We start from the raw sequence: 13,036 nt of genomic DNA on the forward strand, positions 1-13,036 counted from the left end.
GCCCGCGGAACCGGGAGAGTTCGCCGTGAAGACCACCGCCAGCACCAACGCCCTGACCACCGCCGCCGCCGTCCCGGCCGCGTCCGCCGCCCGCGCCGACGCCGACACCGCAGTGAACGGTCAGGCGTACGGCCCGGTGGACAGCGACGCCGGGACCGACGGAACCGGCGGGGCCGGCGGGCCGGCCGGGCCGGCCGGGCCGACGCCGGACGCCACCGTGAACGCGTTCTTCGCCGCGTTCGGCGCCCGCGACCTGGCCGGGCTCACCGCGCTGGTCGCCGAGGACGCCGAGTGGAACATCCCGGGCGACCCGGCGATCGTCCCGTGGGCCGGGCTGCGGCACGGCCGCGACACCCTCGCCGACGGGTTCTTCGCCCCGCTGTTCGCCGCCACCGAGCCGCTGTCGTTCGAGGTCGTGCACGCCCACGCGCACACCGCCGGCGACGCGTCGGACGGCGTGACGGCGGTCTACGTGCACGGGCGGTTCGCGTACCGGTTCCGCCCGTCGCAGCAGCTCCTCGACGACGAGTTCGTCATGCGGTTCACCACCGCGGGCGGCCGCGTCACCTCGTACCGGATCTTCGAGGACTCGCTGCTGCTCGCCCGCGTCCACACCGGCGACTGGGCGCTCGGCCTCGCCGCCGCATGACCGCCCCGGAGGGCGCGGCCGGGCCCCCTGCCGCCCGCCCGCGCCCGGCCCCGGCCCGGGCCCCGGCCCGACGACCGGCCTGACCGGCCGTCACCCCGCTCGCCAGCAAGCCCTTTCACCTCAGGGAGACCACGCCGTGCCCGCCACCGCCTTCGCGCCCGCCGAGACCCCGACGACCACCGGCGGCACCGCCCGCCCCACCACCGCAACCCCCACCACCGCAACCCCCGCGACCGAACGCCCGCGCGACGACGTCCCCGCCGCCACCGTCACCGCGGGGCGTGCGGGCGGCCAGCCGTCGGTCCACCGCCGGGCCGTCCTGACCTGGCTCGCCGTCTACCCGACCATCACCGTCGTCCTGGCCCTCGTCGGCCCGCCCACCGCAGCCCTCCCGCTGCCGGTGCGCACGCTGATCCTCACCGGCATCGTGATCCCCGCCGTGGTGTACGGGATCGCCCCGCTGCTGAACCGCGCGGTCGCGGCGGTGGAGGCCGCAGTGGCGGCTGTACGGCGCGGCCGCCGCTGACGTCCACGGGTCCTGGCCGGCGACCGCCTGATGATCACGCCGGCGAGGACGCGGGGCTCGCGTACGACCATGTGCCCCGCCTCGTCCGCTGCATCGTCACACCAGGTCGACCAGGTCCCGCGGTGTACCGCTTGCCCTCGGCCCCCAGCCGGGGGACCGCCGCAAGGCCGTCGTCGCTACGAACGCCGCCTGAGGCAGACACCGATCGGCTAATCGGCCAACAGCCGCCCCGCCAGGCCGACGTACAGCACGCCGGCGGTCCTGTTCAGGTGCACCCCGAGCCGCGGGCGAACGCGCAGCACCGCCCCGATCCGACCCGACAAAGCGCCGATCACCACATCCACCGCCAGACCGATCACTGCCAGCGCGAAGCCCAGGACCAGAAGCTGACTGGTGACATGCCCTCGCGACTGGTCGACGAACTGTGGCAGGAACCCGACGACGAACAGCGCGATCTTCGGGTTGGTCAGGTTGTTGACCAGGGACCGCGCGCCCATCCGCACCGCCGACACCGCGCGGCCGTCTCCGTCGGCGCCGACCGTCAAGCTGGGCGCCCGGAAGGCCTGCACGGCAAGCCACACCAGATATCCGGCGCCCACGATCTTCAACACGTCCAAAGCCAACGGCACCGCTCGGAACAGTGCCGCCAGCCCGAACGCGGTCGCCGTCGCCTGAATCACCACACCCATTGCGGCTCCCACTGCGGCCGCGATCCCGGCTCGGGGTCCTCTGCTGATCCCGGTCGCGACGAGGAACAGCATTCCGGGGCCGGGCACCAGCTGGATGATCAGAGCGGCCAGCGCAAATGCGGCGAACAAGTGGGCGTCCAACGATTTCTCCGATCATGCGACACCGGCAGGGCGGCAACTCGCCGAAGATCCCTGGGCCAACGTATCCCGCGCAATCCCCCTGCGGCATGGGAGTGTTCACCGATCCAAGGCCGGAAACGACGCTGGTCACGGCGGAGAAGCGGCCAACCTGAGCACGCTTCTGCTGCAGGGCGAAGACATGATCGAGCAACTCGCCCAGGCCCACGTGACCTCGGGTCCGGGCTCTGCGGACCGCTGGGACCTCGGCCAGACGACCGGCGTCATCGCCTGGCCCCGTCCCGACACGACCGCGACGGCGCCCGCACAGATCCTCGGCAGCTTCAGCCCCGGATCGGGTACATGGTTGTGGGCGTGGGCGACGAGAGCATCCTCCCCGGCATGAGTCGCGATGCCCGAACCTTCAGAGCGGCTTTGTACGCGAGAACGGACCGCCCCCGTCGATACACGGCGGCCGGATCGGGCCAGAACACAGTCCGGACGCAGAACCGGACTCCGCCGCGGTCGTTGGTGTCGTATGAACACCACGAAGCGCGCCCTGGCCGTCCTGCTCCTCACCGCGGCGGCACTCGGACTGTCCGGCACTCCCAACGCGACGGCGTCGAACATCCTCTGCGGCATCGGGCTCGCCGGCAACGGCAACTGCAACGACGACACCTCGATCAACAACTCGATCATCGCCGGAGGCAGCCAGCAGAACGTCGGACAAGCCGTGAACAACGCCCAGTCGCAGGTCAACGGCAACGTCATCAACGACTTCAGCGCCACGGGCTGAACACCCGGCCCTGAAAGGTCCCGAAACAAGGCGGTCCCCCGCTGTACTTCCGGTCTCCGCGCACCCTGCTCGGTGGCTGTCAGCGGAGATCCAGCTGCCCGCTTGGTTCCGTTCGCAGGGCCCGTGGCCGTAACGGCCCTGCGAACGACAGCGTGACGGCGTCACAGCTGAACGGACGTCTCTGACGGGCTCGGGGGGCGGGTTCCAGGACGAGCTGTGACCGGCGGTGACGTGCGCGCGCCGCTGGTGGCGTCGGTCCAGCGCGATGACACCGGGTCTGCGTCGGCGGGCGGTGCCGGGCGGACGCCGGTACGGCCGCGCGCGGTTCATGCGTGGGTGCGGCGCTGTGCCGCGGGCTCGGCCCGGTTGGTGTCAGGCGGCGGCCTTGATGTCGACGACGAACGCGATGGTCTCGCCCGGCTTGATGCCGGAGCCGTCGGCCGGGGTGTCGCCGTACGCCTTGTCGGGCGGGAGCACCAGCAGCACGCGGCTGCCGACCTTCTGGCCGAGGAGGCCCTCGTCGAAGCCGGCGATGACCTGTTTGTCGCCGATGCGGAACGCGAAGGTCTGGCCGCGCGTCCACGACGAGTCGAACACACTGTGGTCCGCGTAGTGGAAGCCGACGTAGTGCGCGACGACCGTCTGGCCGGTCGTGACAGCCGGGCCCGTGCCGGGTTCCAGGACCCGGACGGTGAAGCGGTCGGCGGGGCCGAGGTCGAGTGTGCTGACGTCCGGGGCCTGCCGCGCGCCGTCCTGCGCCGTGGCCGCGCCGGCGTCGCCGGTCCCCGGCGTGGTGGCGCTGCCCGACGGCGTCGTGCCCGGCGCGCCCGAACGGGACGGCGTGGTCGCCGCCTTGGGCGCCGCCGACGCGGACCCGGCGTTGCCGCGGTCGGCCGCACCGCCGCCCGTGCCGTCGTCGCGGGTGGTGAGGACGACGAGGACCACCATCGCCGTCACCAGCAGCGCCGCGATCGCCGCCACGACCAGGGCCACCGCCACGCGACGCCCCCGCCCCAGCCCCGGCACGGGCGGCGTCCCGGACCCGGGCGGCGGCGGGATCGGCGGCAGGTTCCCCTGGTGCGGCGTGCCGCTGACGGTCGCCGCCGCATGCACCACCCCGCCCGCACCGGCCGCCGTCGTGGCGGTCGCGCCGGGGTGCGCGGGAGCGCCGGGCGGAACGGTCCGGCCGCCGGCCGGTCCGCTGCCCGGTCCCTGTGGCGGGTGCCATGCGCGGCCGCGCGCGGCGATCGTCTGCGCGACGTCCGCGGGCAGCCATGTCCCCGGCCCCGCCACCGCATCGGGGGTGACCGTGAGCGCGGCCAGGAGCTCGTCCGGCGTGGGGCGTTCCTGCGGGGTCTTGGCCAGGCACGCCGCGACGACGGGGAGCAGCGCCTCCGGCACGCCGCCCAGGTCGGGGCTGTTGTGGACGACCCGGTACAGCAGCGCGGGCGTGGGGCCGGTCCCGAACGGGCCCTCGCCGCGCGCGGCGAACGCCAGGACCGCGCCGAGCGAGAACACGTCCGACGCGGGCCCGACGGGCAGGCCGTCGATCTGCTCGGGCGACATGAACCCGGGCGAGCCCACCGTGCTGCCGGTGCGCGTGAGCACGCTGGCCTCCGACGCCAGCGAGATCCCGAAGTCGATGACCTTGGGGCCGTCCGCGGAGAGCATCACGTTGGACGGCTTCAGGTCCCGGTGGACCACCCCGGCCCGGTGGATCGCGGCCAGTGCTTCCGCGAGCCCGGCGCCGAGCGCCCGCAACGCATCGGCGGGCCAGGGCCCGTGGGCGGCGACGGCGTCGGACAGCGCCATGCCGTCGACGTACACGGTGGCGAGCCACGGCTGCGCCGCGTCGGGTTCCGCGTCGACCACGGCAGCGGTGAACGCCCCGCCCACAGCGCGCGCCGCGGCGACCTCCCGGCCGAACCGGCGCCGGAAGTCGGGATCGTCGGCAAGCTCGGGCCGAACGACCTTGATGGCGACGGCCCGCCCACCGGGCGACCGCCCCAGGTACACGCGCCCCATCCCGCCCTGCCCGAGCCGTCGCTCGATCCGGTAAGGCCCGACCTGCGCCGGTTCGTCAGCCCCCAACGCGCCCATCCCGCCCCCACCCACGCCGCAGCACCCCACCCCAGAACCCGCGAGGCCCCCACTCCCCGGCAACCCCCGCGCGCCCCGAGCCTAGTGCCGCCCACCCGACACCCGAACCCCACCTGACGTGTACCGTGCCGCGCGGCTCAGTCTCACGTGCGAAAGGTCTCCGGTGGGCATCAGCTACTCCTGGCGTCATGTCCCCGGCGACTGGCTCGACTCGAAGTCGCCCCGGGAACTACGGGACGTGCTCCGCATGCGCGAAGCGGACGCTGCCGTGCCACCGGCCATCAGCGTGCAGAACAGCTGCTCGCTGATGCACTACACACTCACCACGGCCGCGCCCGACAATCCCGCGGCCGAGCTTCCCCTCTTCGGCGGCACGCTGCTGCGCGAAGGCGAAGAGCACCCCGAGTACGGCTTCGTCGGAGTCGAACTGTTCGCCCTCGTCCCCGACGACGTCCGCACCGCAGCCGACTTCCTCGGCCGGGCACCGCTGGAGCGATGGGTCCTCGACCGCCGCCCCCTGCTCCGCGAGCGTGCCCAGGAGCTCCTGTTCTCCACCGAGTTCAACGAGGACTGGGCCGAGTACCTGGCGGAGAGCCTCCTCGAACTGCGTGCCTACTTCCAGGAAGCTGCACGGGACGGCCACGCGGTGATCTCGTACCAAGACGCCTGAACCGACCTTTCGCCTCCGGTCGACAATCGACTCCCGTTCACAGGTTCTGGTGCGGGTTTTGTGGACCTGCGACCGAGCGTGGTGCTCTGGGGATGTCGGCGGCGTTCTGCGGCGCACCTACGGGCTCACGGTGTCGTCTTCCACCGCGTCGGTAATCCGGCGGATGCGCGCTTGTTCCGCGGCTTCCTCGGCCGCGTCGTAGTGGCGTATCTCGTTCCACCAGCGGTCCTGGTCATAGCCGTCGCAGTGGTTGAAGTCCTTGGCGGTGCCTCGTAGCCGCTGCCACTCGGTCACGATCATCCGCTGCTGCCATGCCTCGGGCTGCTCGACCTGGACCAGGGCGTCCAGGAATGCGGCCGAGTTGGAGACCAGCGAAATGAGGGCCCGCATCGCGAACGCGGTCTCACCGGTCTCGCCCACCTGGTCCGACACGCGTTCCAGCTGCCGGTAGAGGAACGTGTCGAGCGCGCGGACGTCTTCGCGGGTGACGTCTCGCGCATAGGTGAGGGTCCGTTCTGGCGACGGGTTCGGCATGCGCGCAGGGGTCCTTCGACTCTCTCGGGGGCATGGGTCACGGCGCCGGGTGGCCGGCCCGACGGTAGCGCAGCAGCGGTCGACGTGGCCTTCGACGACGGCTGACTTCACGGAAAGGCGAGTCCGGCGGTGACGGCGGCCCGGTCGCGGGCTACGAGGGTCTGCCCGATGGAAGGGTCGACGCCGACCGGGTGCGTCGGGCGGTCGGCGCGGCGGGGGTCACTCGGGTTGATCGGGCGTTGTCGCTCCGGGGCGCCATACTCCGTGGCATGCCGACGGTTCCCGACCCCGATGTGTATGCCTGGTTCGAGGCGGACGGCCGCCGTCCGCACTACTACACGCTGTTGTTCACGCACCGCCTCGCACCTGCCGAGGTCCTACGACGCCTGGCCGCTCCCAAGCCCGTGACCGGACCCGGGCCGGGGGCGCTTCCGCCGGATGAAGCGGACCCAGTCGACGTCCACGACCTGGGAGAGTGGACGCTGGCCGTGGAGGGGCACGGATTCGAGGCCTACGTCGCCACTGCGGTCAAGCGGCTGTCGGTCGGGACCGAGGTCGTGATGCTCACCTACAACGTGATGGCCCATTGCCGCTTTCGGCACGTCGTCGACGGCGAGGTGTGGACGGACTTCGATGCCGTCGACCCCAGCGACCGCTGCGGGCTCCACCCCGACCGTCTCGTCGACGACATGCGCCGCGTCGGCCTTGATCCCGACCACGACTTCGACGACATGGATGACGACGAAGCGCTGCTCTGGTGCTCGCAGACGATGGCCTTGGCCGAGTCGATCACCGGAATCCGTGTCGCTCCGGAGATCTTCGACGCGGTTCCCGCGCTGTCCGCGACCATGCGCTTCGCGGTCGGCGAATAGGAGCCGCCGAGTCGATCGCTTGCGCTGTCGCGGTCAAGCCGCGTGGCGTGGCGACTTCGGCGTCGTCAGCGGCACGTCCACCCGGCATGTCGTGACACTCGGCCGTCGCCCCGGTCCACGCACAGATCGTCGGTTTCGCGATCGATCCAGTACACCTGTCCACGGCCGATGAACACCGGTCCGCGCAGGTGGAACCACCGGCCGACCGTTGTCACCAGCAGGAGGCGTTCAGCCGTTGTCCGTTCGCCCACGTGACTCCTTCGACCGCTCAACCCTGGCGAGCCGTCGGGCTCGGCAGGTTCGTCGAACCCACGATCCCATCTGCTTGGCCGGACATCCACGGAGTTGTGGAGTGACCTGTGCCCGTACCGGTGGCAGTGCCCGTTGGTTCGTGCCCGGTGCGTCAGGCGGTGAGGTCGTTCACCGTGCGGGCGACCAGGCCGAACAGGTCGGCGACTGTGGTCAGGGACGCCGTCTGGAGGGCGGCGGCGGGGACGACGGTGCCGTCGGGGGACGGGAGCGGCCTCGTGGCGGTGGCTTCGGCGACGACCGTGGGGCGGTAGCCGCGGTAGAAGGCGCCCTGGGCGGTGAACTGGACGCACATGTGGGTCATGAACCCCGCGAGCACGAGGTCGGTGCCGGCGCCGAGTTCGCGCAGCGTCTTGTCGAGGTCGGTGTCGTGGAAGGCGTTCGGGACCCGCTTGACGACGACGGGTTCGCCGTCGCGCGGCGCGACCTCCGGGCTGATCTGCCCGATCTCGGCGTGGATGTCGTACGGGGTGCCCTCGCCGCCGTCGTTGACGATGTGCACGACCGGGGTGCCGGCGGCGCGCGCCGCGGCGAGCAGGCGGGCCCCGGCGGCGAGGGCCTGTTCGGCGCCGTCGAGGGCCATGACGCCGCGGCGGTAGGTCTCCTGGAAGTCGATGAGGACCAGGGTGGTGTCGGCGAGGCGGGGGAGTGCGTTGTCGAGGCCGACGACCTCGCGCAGGGTCGCGGACGGGGCGGGGGTGGCGGGGGTGGCGGGCGTGTTCACGGCGGTGTTCTCCTTCGGGCCGGCCCGGGGTGCGGGCAGGGGGGATCGCGGGCGCGGCGGGGTGCCGCGTCCGGGGACTCGGGGTTGCGGGGGGCCGGGGGTGCGGGGGTGCGGGGGTGCCGGGGTGCCGGGGTGCGGCCCCGGGCCGCCGTCGTTCAGGCGGTGGTGCGGAACCTGCGCCGGTACGCGGCCGGGGTGGTGCCGATCTGCTTGCGCAGCGCGCGGTGCAGGGTCTCGACGGAGCCGAGGCCGCACGCGGCGGCGACCCGGTCGAGCGGCTGGTCGGTGCCCTCCAGCAGGCGCCGCGCCGCCTCGACGCGGGCGGCCTCGACGTAGGCGGCGGGCGTGGTGCCGGTCTCCTGGCGGAACACGCGGGCGAAGTGCCGTTCGCTGAGCCGCATGCGTTCGGCCAGCGCGGTGGCGGACAGGTCGGCGTCCGGGTGGTCGGCGATGAACGCGCGCAGCTCGTCGATGTCGCGGCGACCGGCGGCGGGGCGGCTGAGCGGGACGGAGAACTGGCTCTGCCCGCCCTGCCGTTTCAGGTACATGACGAGCTGGCGGGCGACGGCGAGGGCGGTGTCCTCGCCGAGGTCGTCGGCGACGAGGGCGAGCGCGAGGTCCATGCACGCGCTGATGCCGGCGCCCGTCCACACGTTGCCGCTGCGCACGAAGATCGGGTCCGGGTCGACCGTGACCTGGGGGTGGTCGGCGGCGAGTTGCGCCGCGGTCGACCAGTGCGTGGTGGCGGTGCGTCCGTCGAGGAGGCCCGCGGCGGCCAGCAGGTGCGCGCCGACGCACACCGACGCGACACGCCGCGCGAGCGGGGCGGCGGTCTTGATCCAGGCGACGACGTCGTGGTCGATGCGGGCGACAGGCCCGTCCGGGTGCAGGTCGACCGCGCCGGGCACGAGGAGCGTGTCGAGGACGCCGTCGACCTCGTCGAACGCGAGGTCCACGACGAGCCGGACCCCGGCGGACGTCGCCACGACGCCCGGCACGGGCCCGGCGAGTTCGACCTGGTAGCCCGCCGCGCCGCCGGTCTCCCGGTTCGCGAGCGCGAACACCTCGGCGGGACCGGTGACGTCGAGGAGGTCGACGTCGGGGAAGACCGCGATCACGATCCGGCGGGCGGTGCCGCCGGCAGTGCTGCGGTGGTGCGTGCTGGGCATGCCCCTATCGTCACGGGTCGCCGCGGATGACGGCAATGACGGTGTTCTGTCACATCCGGACACGGGGGTGGCGGGCGAGGCCGTGGGACGGGACGCCCGGGCGGCGGGTGCGCGCGCCCCCGGGACCCGCCCCCCCCCGGGACCCGCCGCCCGGGCCGGGCCGGCACCGCGAAGGCCCCGGCCGGGCCCCGCGTCCGGCACCCTCACGCCGCCCGCCCCTTCACCTCCGACGGCCCCGTCGCCGATGCCGGACGCGAGACCGTCAGAGCCCGTAGTACGCGGCGATCGGCCCCCGCGCGTCGTCGAACAGCGCCGGCCCGTCCTGCGGCACCTCCGGCCACGTGCCCGCCGGGTACAGCTCGACGAACTGGGCGCTGGACAGCGCGTACACGACCCGCCCGAGGCCGGACCGGGCGATGCCGCCGGTGCACATGCCGCAGGGCTGGCAGCTCGTGTACATCGTCGTGCGCGCCGCGGTCTCGGCGTCGAGTTCGCGGGCGGCCCAGCGGGCGAGCTTGAGTTCGGGGTGGGCGGCGATGTCGTCGTCGCGGCGCACCGTGTTGTGGGCCTCGACCAGGACGGCGCCGTCCCCGTCGGCGAGGAGGGAGCCGAACGGGGCGTCCCCGAGGGTGACGGCGTGGGCGGCGAGGGCGATCGCGCGGCGCAGCAGGGTCTCGTCGGCGGGGGTGATCACGGTGCTGTCCTCCGGTGGGTGGAGAGGGCGGTCAGGTCCCGCCAGGCGTCCTGGGGGCGGCGGGTCTGTTCGGGGTCCCCGTGGTAGGGGTCGAGGACGACGGCCTCGGCGCCGAGGCGGCGCAGCTGGTCGAGGTCGTCGAGGACCTGTTCCAGGGTGCCGGTGCCGGCGGGGCGTTCGGGGCCGGTGGCGGGCCGGTCGGTGAGGCGCAGGGTGATGCGCGGGGCGAAGCCGGGGAGCGGGTGGGTGTCCAGGACGTCGCGCATGGCGGGGAGGGTGAGGCGGAGCGGGTGCCAGGCGTCGCCGTACCGGGCGGCGCGGGCGAGGGCGGCGGGGCTGTCGCCGCCGACCCAGACCGGGACGCCTTCCGCGCGTAGGGGTTCGCGGAGGACGGCGAGGTATTGGTCGGTGAGGCGGCCGCGTCCGGCGTGGGGGACGCCGAGGGCGGCGAACTCCTGGCGGGCCCAGCCGACTCCGACGCCGAGGACGAGGCGGCCGTCGCTGATCGCCTGGAGGTTGGCGGCCATGCGGGCGACGAGGAGCGGGTGGCGGTACGGGAGGACGAGGACGGTGGTGCCGAGCCGGACGCGGCGGGTCTGGGCGGCGAGCCAGGACAGGGTGGTGAAGGGTTCGTGGAAGGGCTCGGGGTAGCGGGCGGCGACGTCGGGGGTGACGGCGACGTGGTCGGAGACCATGAGCAGGTCGAAGCCGAGCCCTTCGACGACGTGCGCCCAGTCGCGGAGCACGCCGGGGTCGGTGCCGGGTCCGAAGTTCGGAACGTTGACTCCCCATTGCATGATCGGAAAGCTATCCCGGCCGGACCCCGCCGGTGAACGGACTTCTCCCGGTCCTTGGGGGTGTCGGCCGTGGTTCTCCCGATACATTGCGTGGATGGCCGTGAATCTCGACGACACCGACTGGGCGATACTCGACCTGCTGCAGCGCGAGGCGCGGCTGTCGCTGAGCGAGCTGGGGCGGCGGGTGAGCCTGAGCGCGTCCGCGACGACCGAGCGGGTGCGCGGCCTGGAGGCGCAGGGCGTGATCTCCGGCTACCGGGCGGTCGTGGACCTGGAGAAGGTGGGCTACCCGGTGCTGGCGGTGGTGCGGCTCAAGTACCCGGGCAACCACCACCAGCCGCTGCGGCGGCTGCTGGCGGAGCGCCGCGAGGTCCTGGAGTGCCTGCGGACGACCGGCGACGACTGCTACACGCTGAAGGTCGCGGCGACGTCGATGGGGCACCTGGAGGTGCTGATGGACGAGCTGGCCGGGTTCGGCAGCACGACGACGAGCGTGGTGTACAGCCAGACGCTGCCGTACCGCGGCCCGGAGCGCCCCGATCGCCCGGAGCGGCCAGCCGCGCCGTGACGCCCGCGGTGACGCCCGCGGTGACGTCCGCAGCGACGCCCGCGGTGACGCGGCGTGACGCCGCTGCGGGGCTCGCGGCGGCGCCTGTCCGAAGTGTCCGGTCCCGGTCCCCCGTGCGACGGTAGAAGGGAGACCGCGACCCCGATCCATGCGTGTCGTTGCCGCGCGAGGGGTTCCAGCTGACCGCCGTCCCGGGTGGTCATCGCCGGAAGGACCAGCATGCGGGCGACGGACAAGCCCCCCGAAGGTTCGCGTGACGAGCACGCGGACCAGGCGCGGGACGCCGCGAAGGACAGGCGGAAACGGCGGCGGCACATGGCCGACCGGGCGAGCGTCCGCCGCGCCCGACGCGCAGCCGACTGGGGCAGGAGGAAGTATTCGGGGTCCTGGGCCGAGTACCTGCAGCAGCGCCTGACCGGGATGGATTTCCTCAACCAGGCGACACTGTTGGCCGCCACGCTGCTGCTGTGCGCCGTCCCGTTCATGCTCATCACCGCCGCCCTGGCCGGGCGATCCGCGGTGACGGCGCTGACGGAGCGGCTGGGGCTGAACCATCAGGCGGCCACCGACGTCGGCGACCTGTTCACCTCCTCGTCGGCGACGACCTCCGCGGTCACCGGGCTGTCGTGGGTCTTCTTCCTGGTCGCCGGGATGGCCGCGGCCACGTCGTTCCAGAGGCTGTACCAGGTGGCGTTCGGACTGCGTCCGCGGGGGGTGGGGGACCGGCTGCGCGCGCTGGTCTGGCTGGCCGTGGTCGCGGGCTGGATCGCACTCGGCACCTCGGCGGCCAAGGCGTTCTACTCGGCCGCGCCGGTCCTGTGGTGGATCGTCAACGTCGCCGCGTTCATCGGGTTCTGGTGGTTCACCATGTGGTTCCTGCTGGCCGGGCGGGTCCCCTGGCGCAGGCTGGTGCCGTGCGCGGTCGCCACCGGCCTGTACTGGCTCGGCATGCTGATCGTCTTCCACTTCGTCTTCTCCGGCATGGTCATCGAGTACGACCAGAAGTACGGGCCGATCGGGGTGGTCTTCGCCCTGATGTCGTTCTTCATCGCGATCGGCGTCGTGATCACCCTGGGTGCGGCCACCGGCATGACGTGGCACGACCGCGGCATGTCGTGGAGGGCCGCGGCCAGGAAGCTGCGGCGGTCGTCATCGTGACCGCCGGCGCGGGCACCGGTACGGCGGGGAAGGCCCTCGCCCAGCAGCGGCCGTCCTCGAGCAGGCTCACCTGGAGCGTCGTACGGGTGACCCTCTCGGTCGCCGCGCTGGTGGCGCTGTACTACGTGCTGCCGTTCGACCGCGCCTCCCAGCCGACCGTGGTCACCACGCTCCTGATCGGCCTGGCGGGCTTCGTCGTGCTGGTCGTGTTCCAGGTCCGCGCGATCATCCAGGCCTCGCACCCGCTGCTGCGGGCCGTCGAGGCGCTGTCGACGTGCGTGCCGTTCTTCCTGCTGCTGTTCGCCGCCACCTACGTCGCCCTGGCCGCGCTGTCGCCCGCGAGCTTCGGCGAGCCCCTGTCGCACAGCGACGCGGTCTACTTCACCGTCACGGTGTTCTCCACCGTGGGGTTCGGGGACATCACCGCGAAGACCGAGACGGCGCGGCTGGTGGTCACCGTGCAGATGATCGCCGACCTGATCATCCTCGGTCTGGCCGTGAAAGTCATCGTCGAAGCGGTTCGCCGCGGCCGGCTGCCCAGGACCGACACCGGCGACAGCACGGGCCGCGGCGTCGCCGACAACGTCGGCGGAGACGGCACGGCCGCCGGAGACGACACCGATGCCGGAGACGACGGGGCCGGACCGTGACCCGAGTGGACGAG

At 73.1% G+C, this 13,036-nt stretch carries 16 protein-coding genes; 9 read left to right on the top strand and 7 right to left on the bottom strand.

Features of this window, described 5'->3' with window-relative positions; all coding sequences use genetic code 11:
- The first annotated feature begins 25 nt into the window (after positions 1-25).
- Together QI554_RS16300 and QI554_RS16305 are read left to right on the top strand one after the other, a co-directional pair.
- Positions 26-649: a nuclear transport factor 2 family protein gene (locus tag QI554_RS16300; RefSeq protein WP_281470687.1), complete on the top strand. Its 624-nt coding sequence runs from the start codon at positions 26-28 to the stop codon at positions 647-649.
- Positions 650-785: 136 nt separating this feature from the next.
- Positions 786-1,175, top strand: coding sequence for a putative antibiotic biosynthesis monooxygenase (locus QI554_RS16305; protein WP_281470688.1), 390 nt, complete (start codon positions 786-788; stop codon positions 1,173-1,175).
- Positions 1,176-1,384: 209 nt separating this feature from the next.
- Here QI554_RS16305 and QI554_RS16310 read toward each other — a convergent pair whose 3' ends face one another.
- Positions 1,385-2,005: a LysE family translocator gene (locus QI554_RS16310; protein ID WP_281470689.1), complete on the bottom strand. Its 621-nt coding sequence runs from the start codon at positions 2,003-2,005 to the stop codon at positions 1,385-1,387.
- A 178-nt stretch (positions 2,006-2,183) separates the two neighbouring features.
- Between QI554_RS16310 and QI554_RS16315 the strand changes: the two genes are divergently transcribed.
- Together QI554_RS16315 and QI554_RS16320 are read left to right on the top strand one after the other, a co-directional pair.
- On the top strand, positions 2,184-2,387 hold the full coding sequence (locus QI554_RS16315) for a DUF6882 domain-containing protein (RefSeq protein ID WP_281470690.1): 204 nt from the start codon (positions 2,184-2,186) through the stop codon (positions 2,385-2,387).
- 132 nt (positions 2,388-2,519) lie between these two features.
- Positions 2,520-2,777 (top strand): hypothetical protein, encoded by a 258-nt coding sequence (locus QI554_RS16320; RefSeq protein ID WP_281470691.1) that lies wholly within the window; start codon positions 2,520-2,522, stop codon positions 2,775-2,777.
- A 372-nt stretch (positions 2,778-3,149) separates the two neighbouring features.
- Here QI554_RS16320 and QI554_RS16325 read toward each other — a convergent pair whose 3' ends face one another.
- Positions 3,150-4,877 (bottom strand): protein kinase domain-containing protein, encoded by a 1,728-nt coding sequence (locus QI554_RS16325; RefSeq protein ID WP_281470758.1) that lies wholly within the window; start codon positions 4,875-4,877, stop codon positions 3,150-3,152.
- Between the two features lie 163 nt (positions 4,878-5,040).
- On the opposite strand from QI554_RS16325, the gene QI554_RS16330 reads away from it, so the two are divergent.
- Positions 5,041-5,547 (top strand): DUF1877 family protein, encoded by a 507-nt coding sequence (locus tag QI554_RS16330; RefSeq protein WP_281470692.1) that lies wholly within the window; start codon positions 5,041-5,043, stop codon positions 5,545-5,547.
- A gap of 117 nt (positions 5,548-5,664) precedes the next feature.
- On the opposite strand, the gene QI554_RS16335 is transcribed toward QI554_RS16330, so the two are convergent.
- Complete coding sequence (locus QI554_RS16335) at positions 5,665-6,081, bottom strand: hypothetical protein (protein ID WP_281470693.1); 417 nt, start codon at positions 6,079-6,081, stop codon at positions 5,665-5,667.
- A gap of 269 nt (positions 6,082-6,350) precedes the next feature.
- Between QI554_RS16335 and QI554_RS16340 the strand changes: the two genes are divergently transcribed.
- A complete protein-coding gene (locus QI554_RS16340; protein WP_281470694.1) occupies positions 6,351-6,953 on the top strand; it encodes a DUF6461 domain-containing protein in 603 nt (200 codons plus the stop codon).
- Between the two features lie 403 nt (positions 6,954-7,356).
- Here the strand turns inward: QI554_RS16340 and QI554_RS16345 are convergent, their stop codons facing one another.
- From QI554_RS16345 to QI554_RS16360, 4 genes are all read right to left on the bottom strand, one after another.
- Positions 7,357-7,986 (bottom strand): isochorismatase family protein, encoded by a 630-nt coding sequence (locus tag QI554_RS16345; protein ID WP_281470695.1) that lies wholly within the window; start codon positions 7,984-7,986, stop codon positions 7,357-7,359.
- A 155-nt stretch (positions 7,987-8,141) separates the two neighbouring features.
- Complete coding sequence (locus QI554_RS16350) at positions 8,142-9,155, bottom strand: GlxA family transcriptional regulator (RefSeq protein WP_281470696.1); 1,014 nt, start codon at positions 9,153-9,155, stop codon at positions 8,142-8,144.
- 262 nt (positions 9,156-9,417) lie between these two features.
- The gene (locus tag QI554_RS16355; RefSeq protein ID WP_281470697.1) at positions 9,418-9,849 is read right to left on the bottom strand and encodes a nucleoside deaminase; all 432 of its coding nucleotides are present in this window, start codon (positions 9,847-9,849) and stop codon (positions 9,418-9,420) included.
- Entirely contained in the window at positions 9,846-10,646 is an 801-nt protein-coding gene (locus tag QI554_RS16360; RefSeq protein ID WP_281470698.1) for an LLM class flavin-dependent oxidoreductase, read from the bottom strand. Before QI554_RS16360 ends, QI554_RS16355 begins: the two co-directional genes overlap by 4 nt.
- 94 nt (positions 10,647-10,740) lie before the next feature.
- Here QI554_RS16360 and QI554_RS16365 point away from each other — a divergent pair, with 94 nt between their 5' ends.
- From QI554_RS16365 to QI554_RS16375, 3 genes are all read left to right on the top strand, one after another.
- Positions 10,741-11,214, top strand: coding sequence for an Lrp/AsnC family transcriptional regulator (locus QI554_RS16365; protein WP_281470699.1), 474 nt, complete (start codon positions 10,741-10,743; stop codon positions 11,212-11,214).
- Positions 11,215-11,433: 219 nt separating this feature from the next.
- Complete coding sequence (locus QI554_RS16370) at positions 11,434-12,372, top strand: YhjD/YihY/BrkB family envelope integrity protein (protein WP_281470700.1); 939 nt, start codon at positions 11,434-11,436, stop codon at positions 12,370-12,372.
- A complete protein-coding gene (locus QI554_RS16375) occupies positions 12,369-13,022 on the top strand; it encodes a potassium channel family protein (protein WP_281470701.1) in 654 nt (217 codons plus the stop codon). Before QI554_RS16370 ends, QI554_RS16375 begins: the two co-directional genes overlap by 4 nt.
- Positions 13,023-13,036 lie beyond the last annotated feature (14 nt).

Origin of the sequence: Yinghuangia seranimata (assembly GCF_029953285.1) — a bacterium.
GTDB lineage: Bacteria > Actinomycetota > Actinomycetes > Streptomycetales > Streptomycetaceae > Yinghuangia > Yinghuangia seranimata.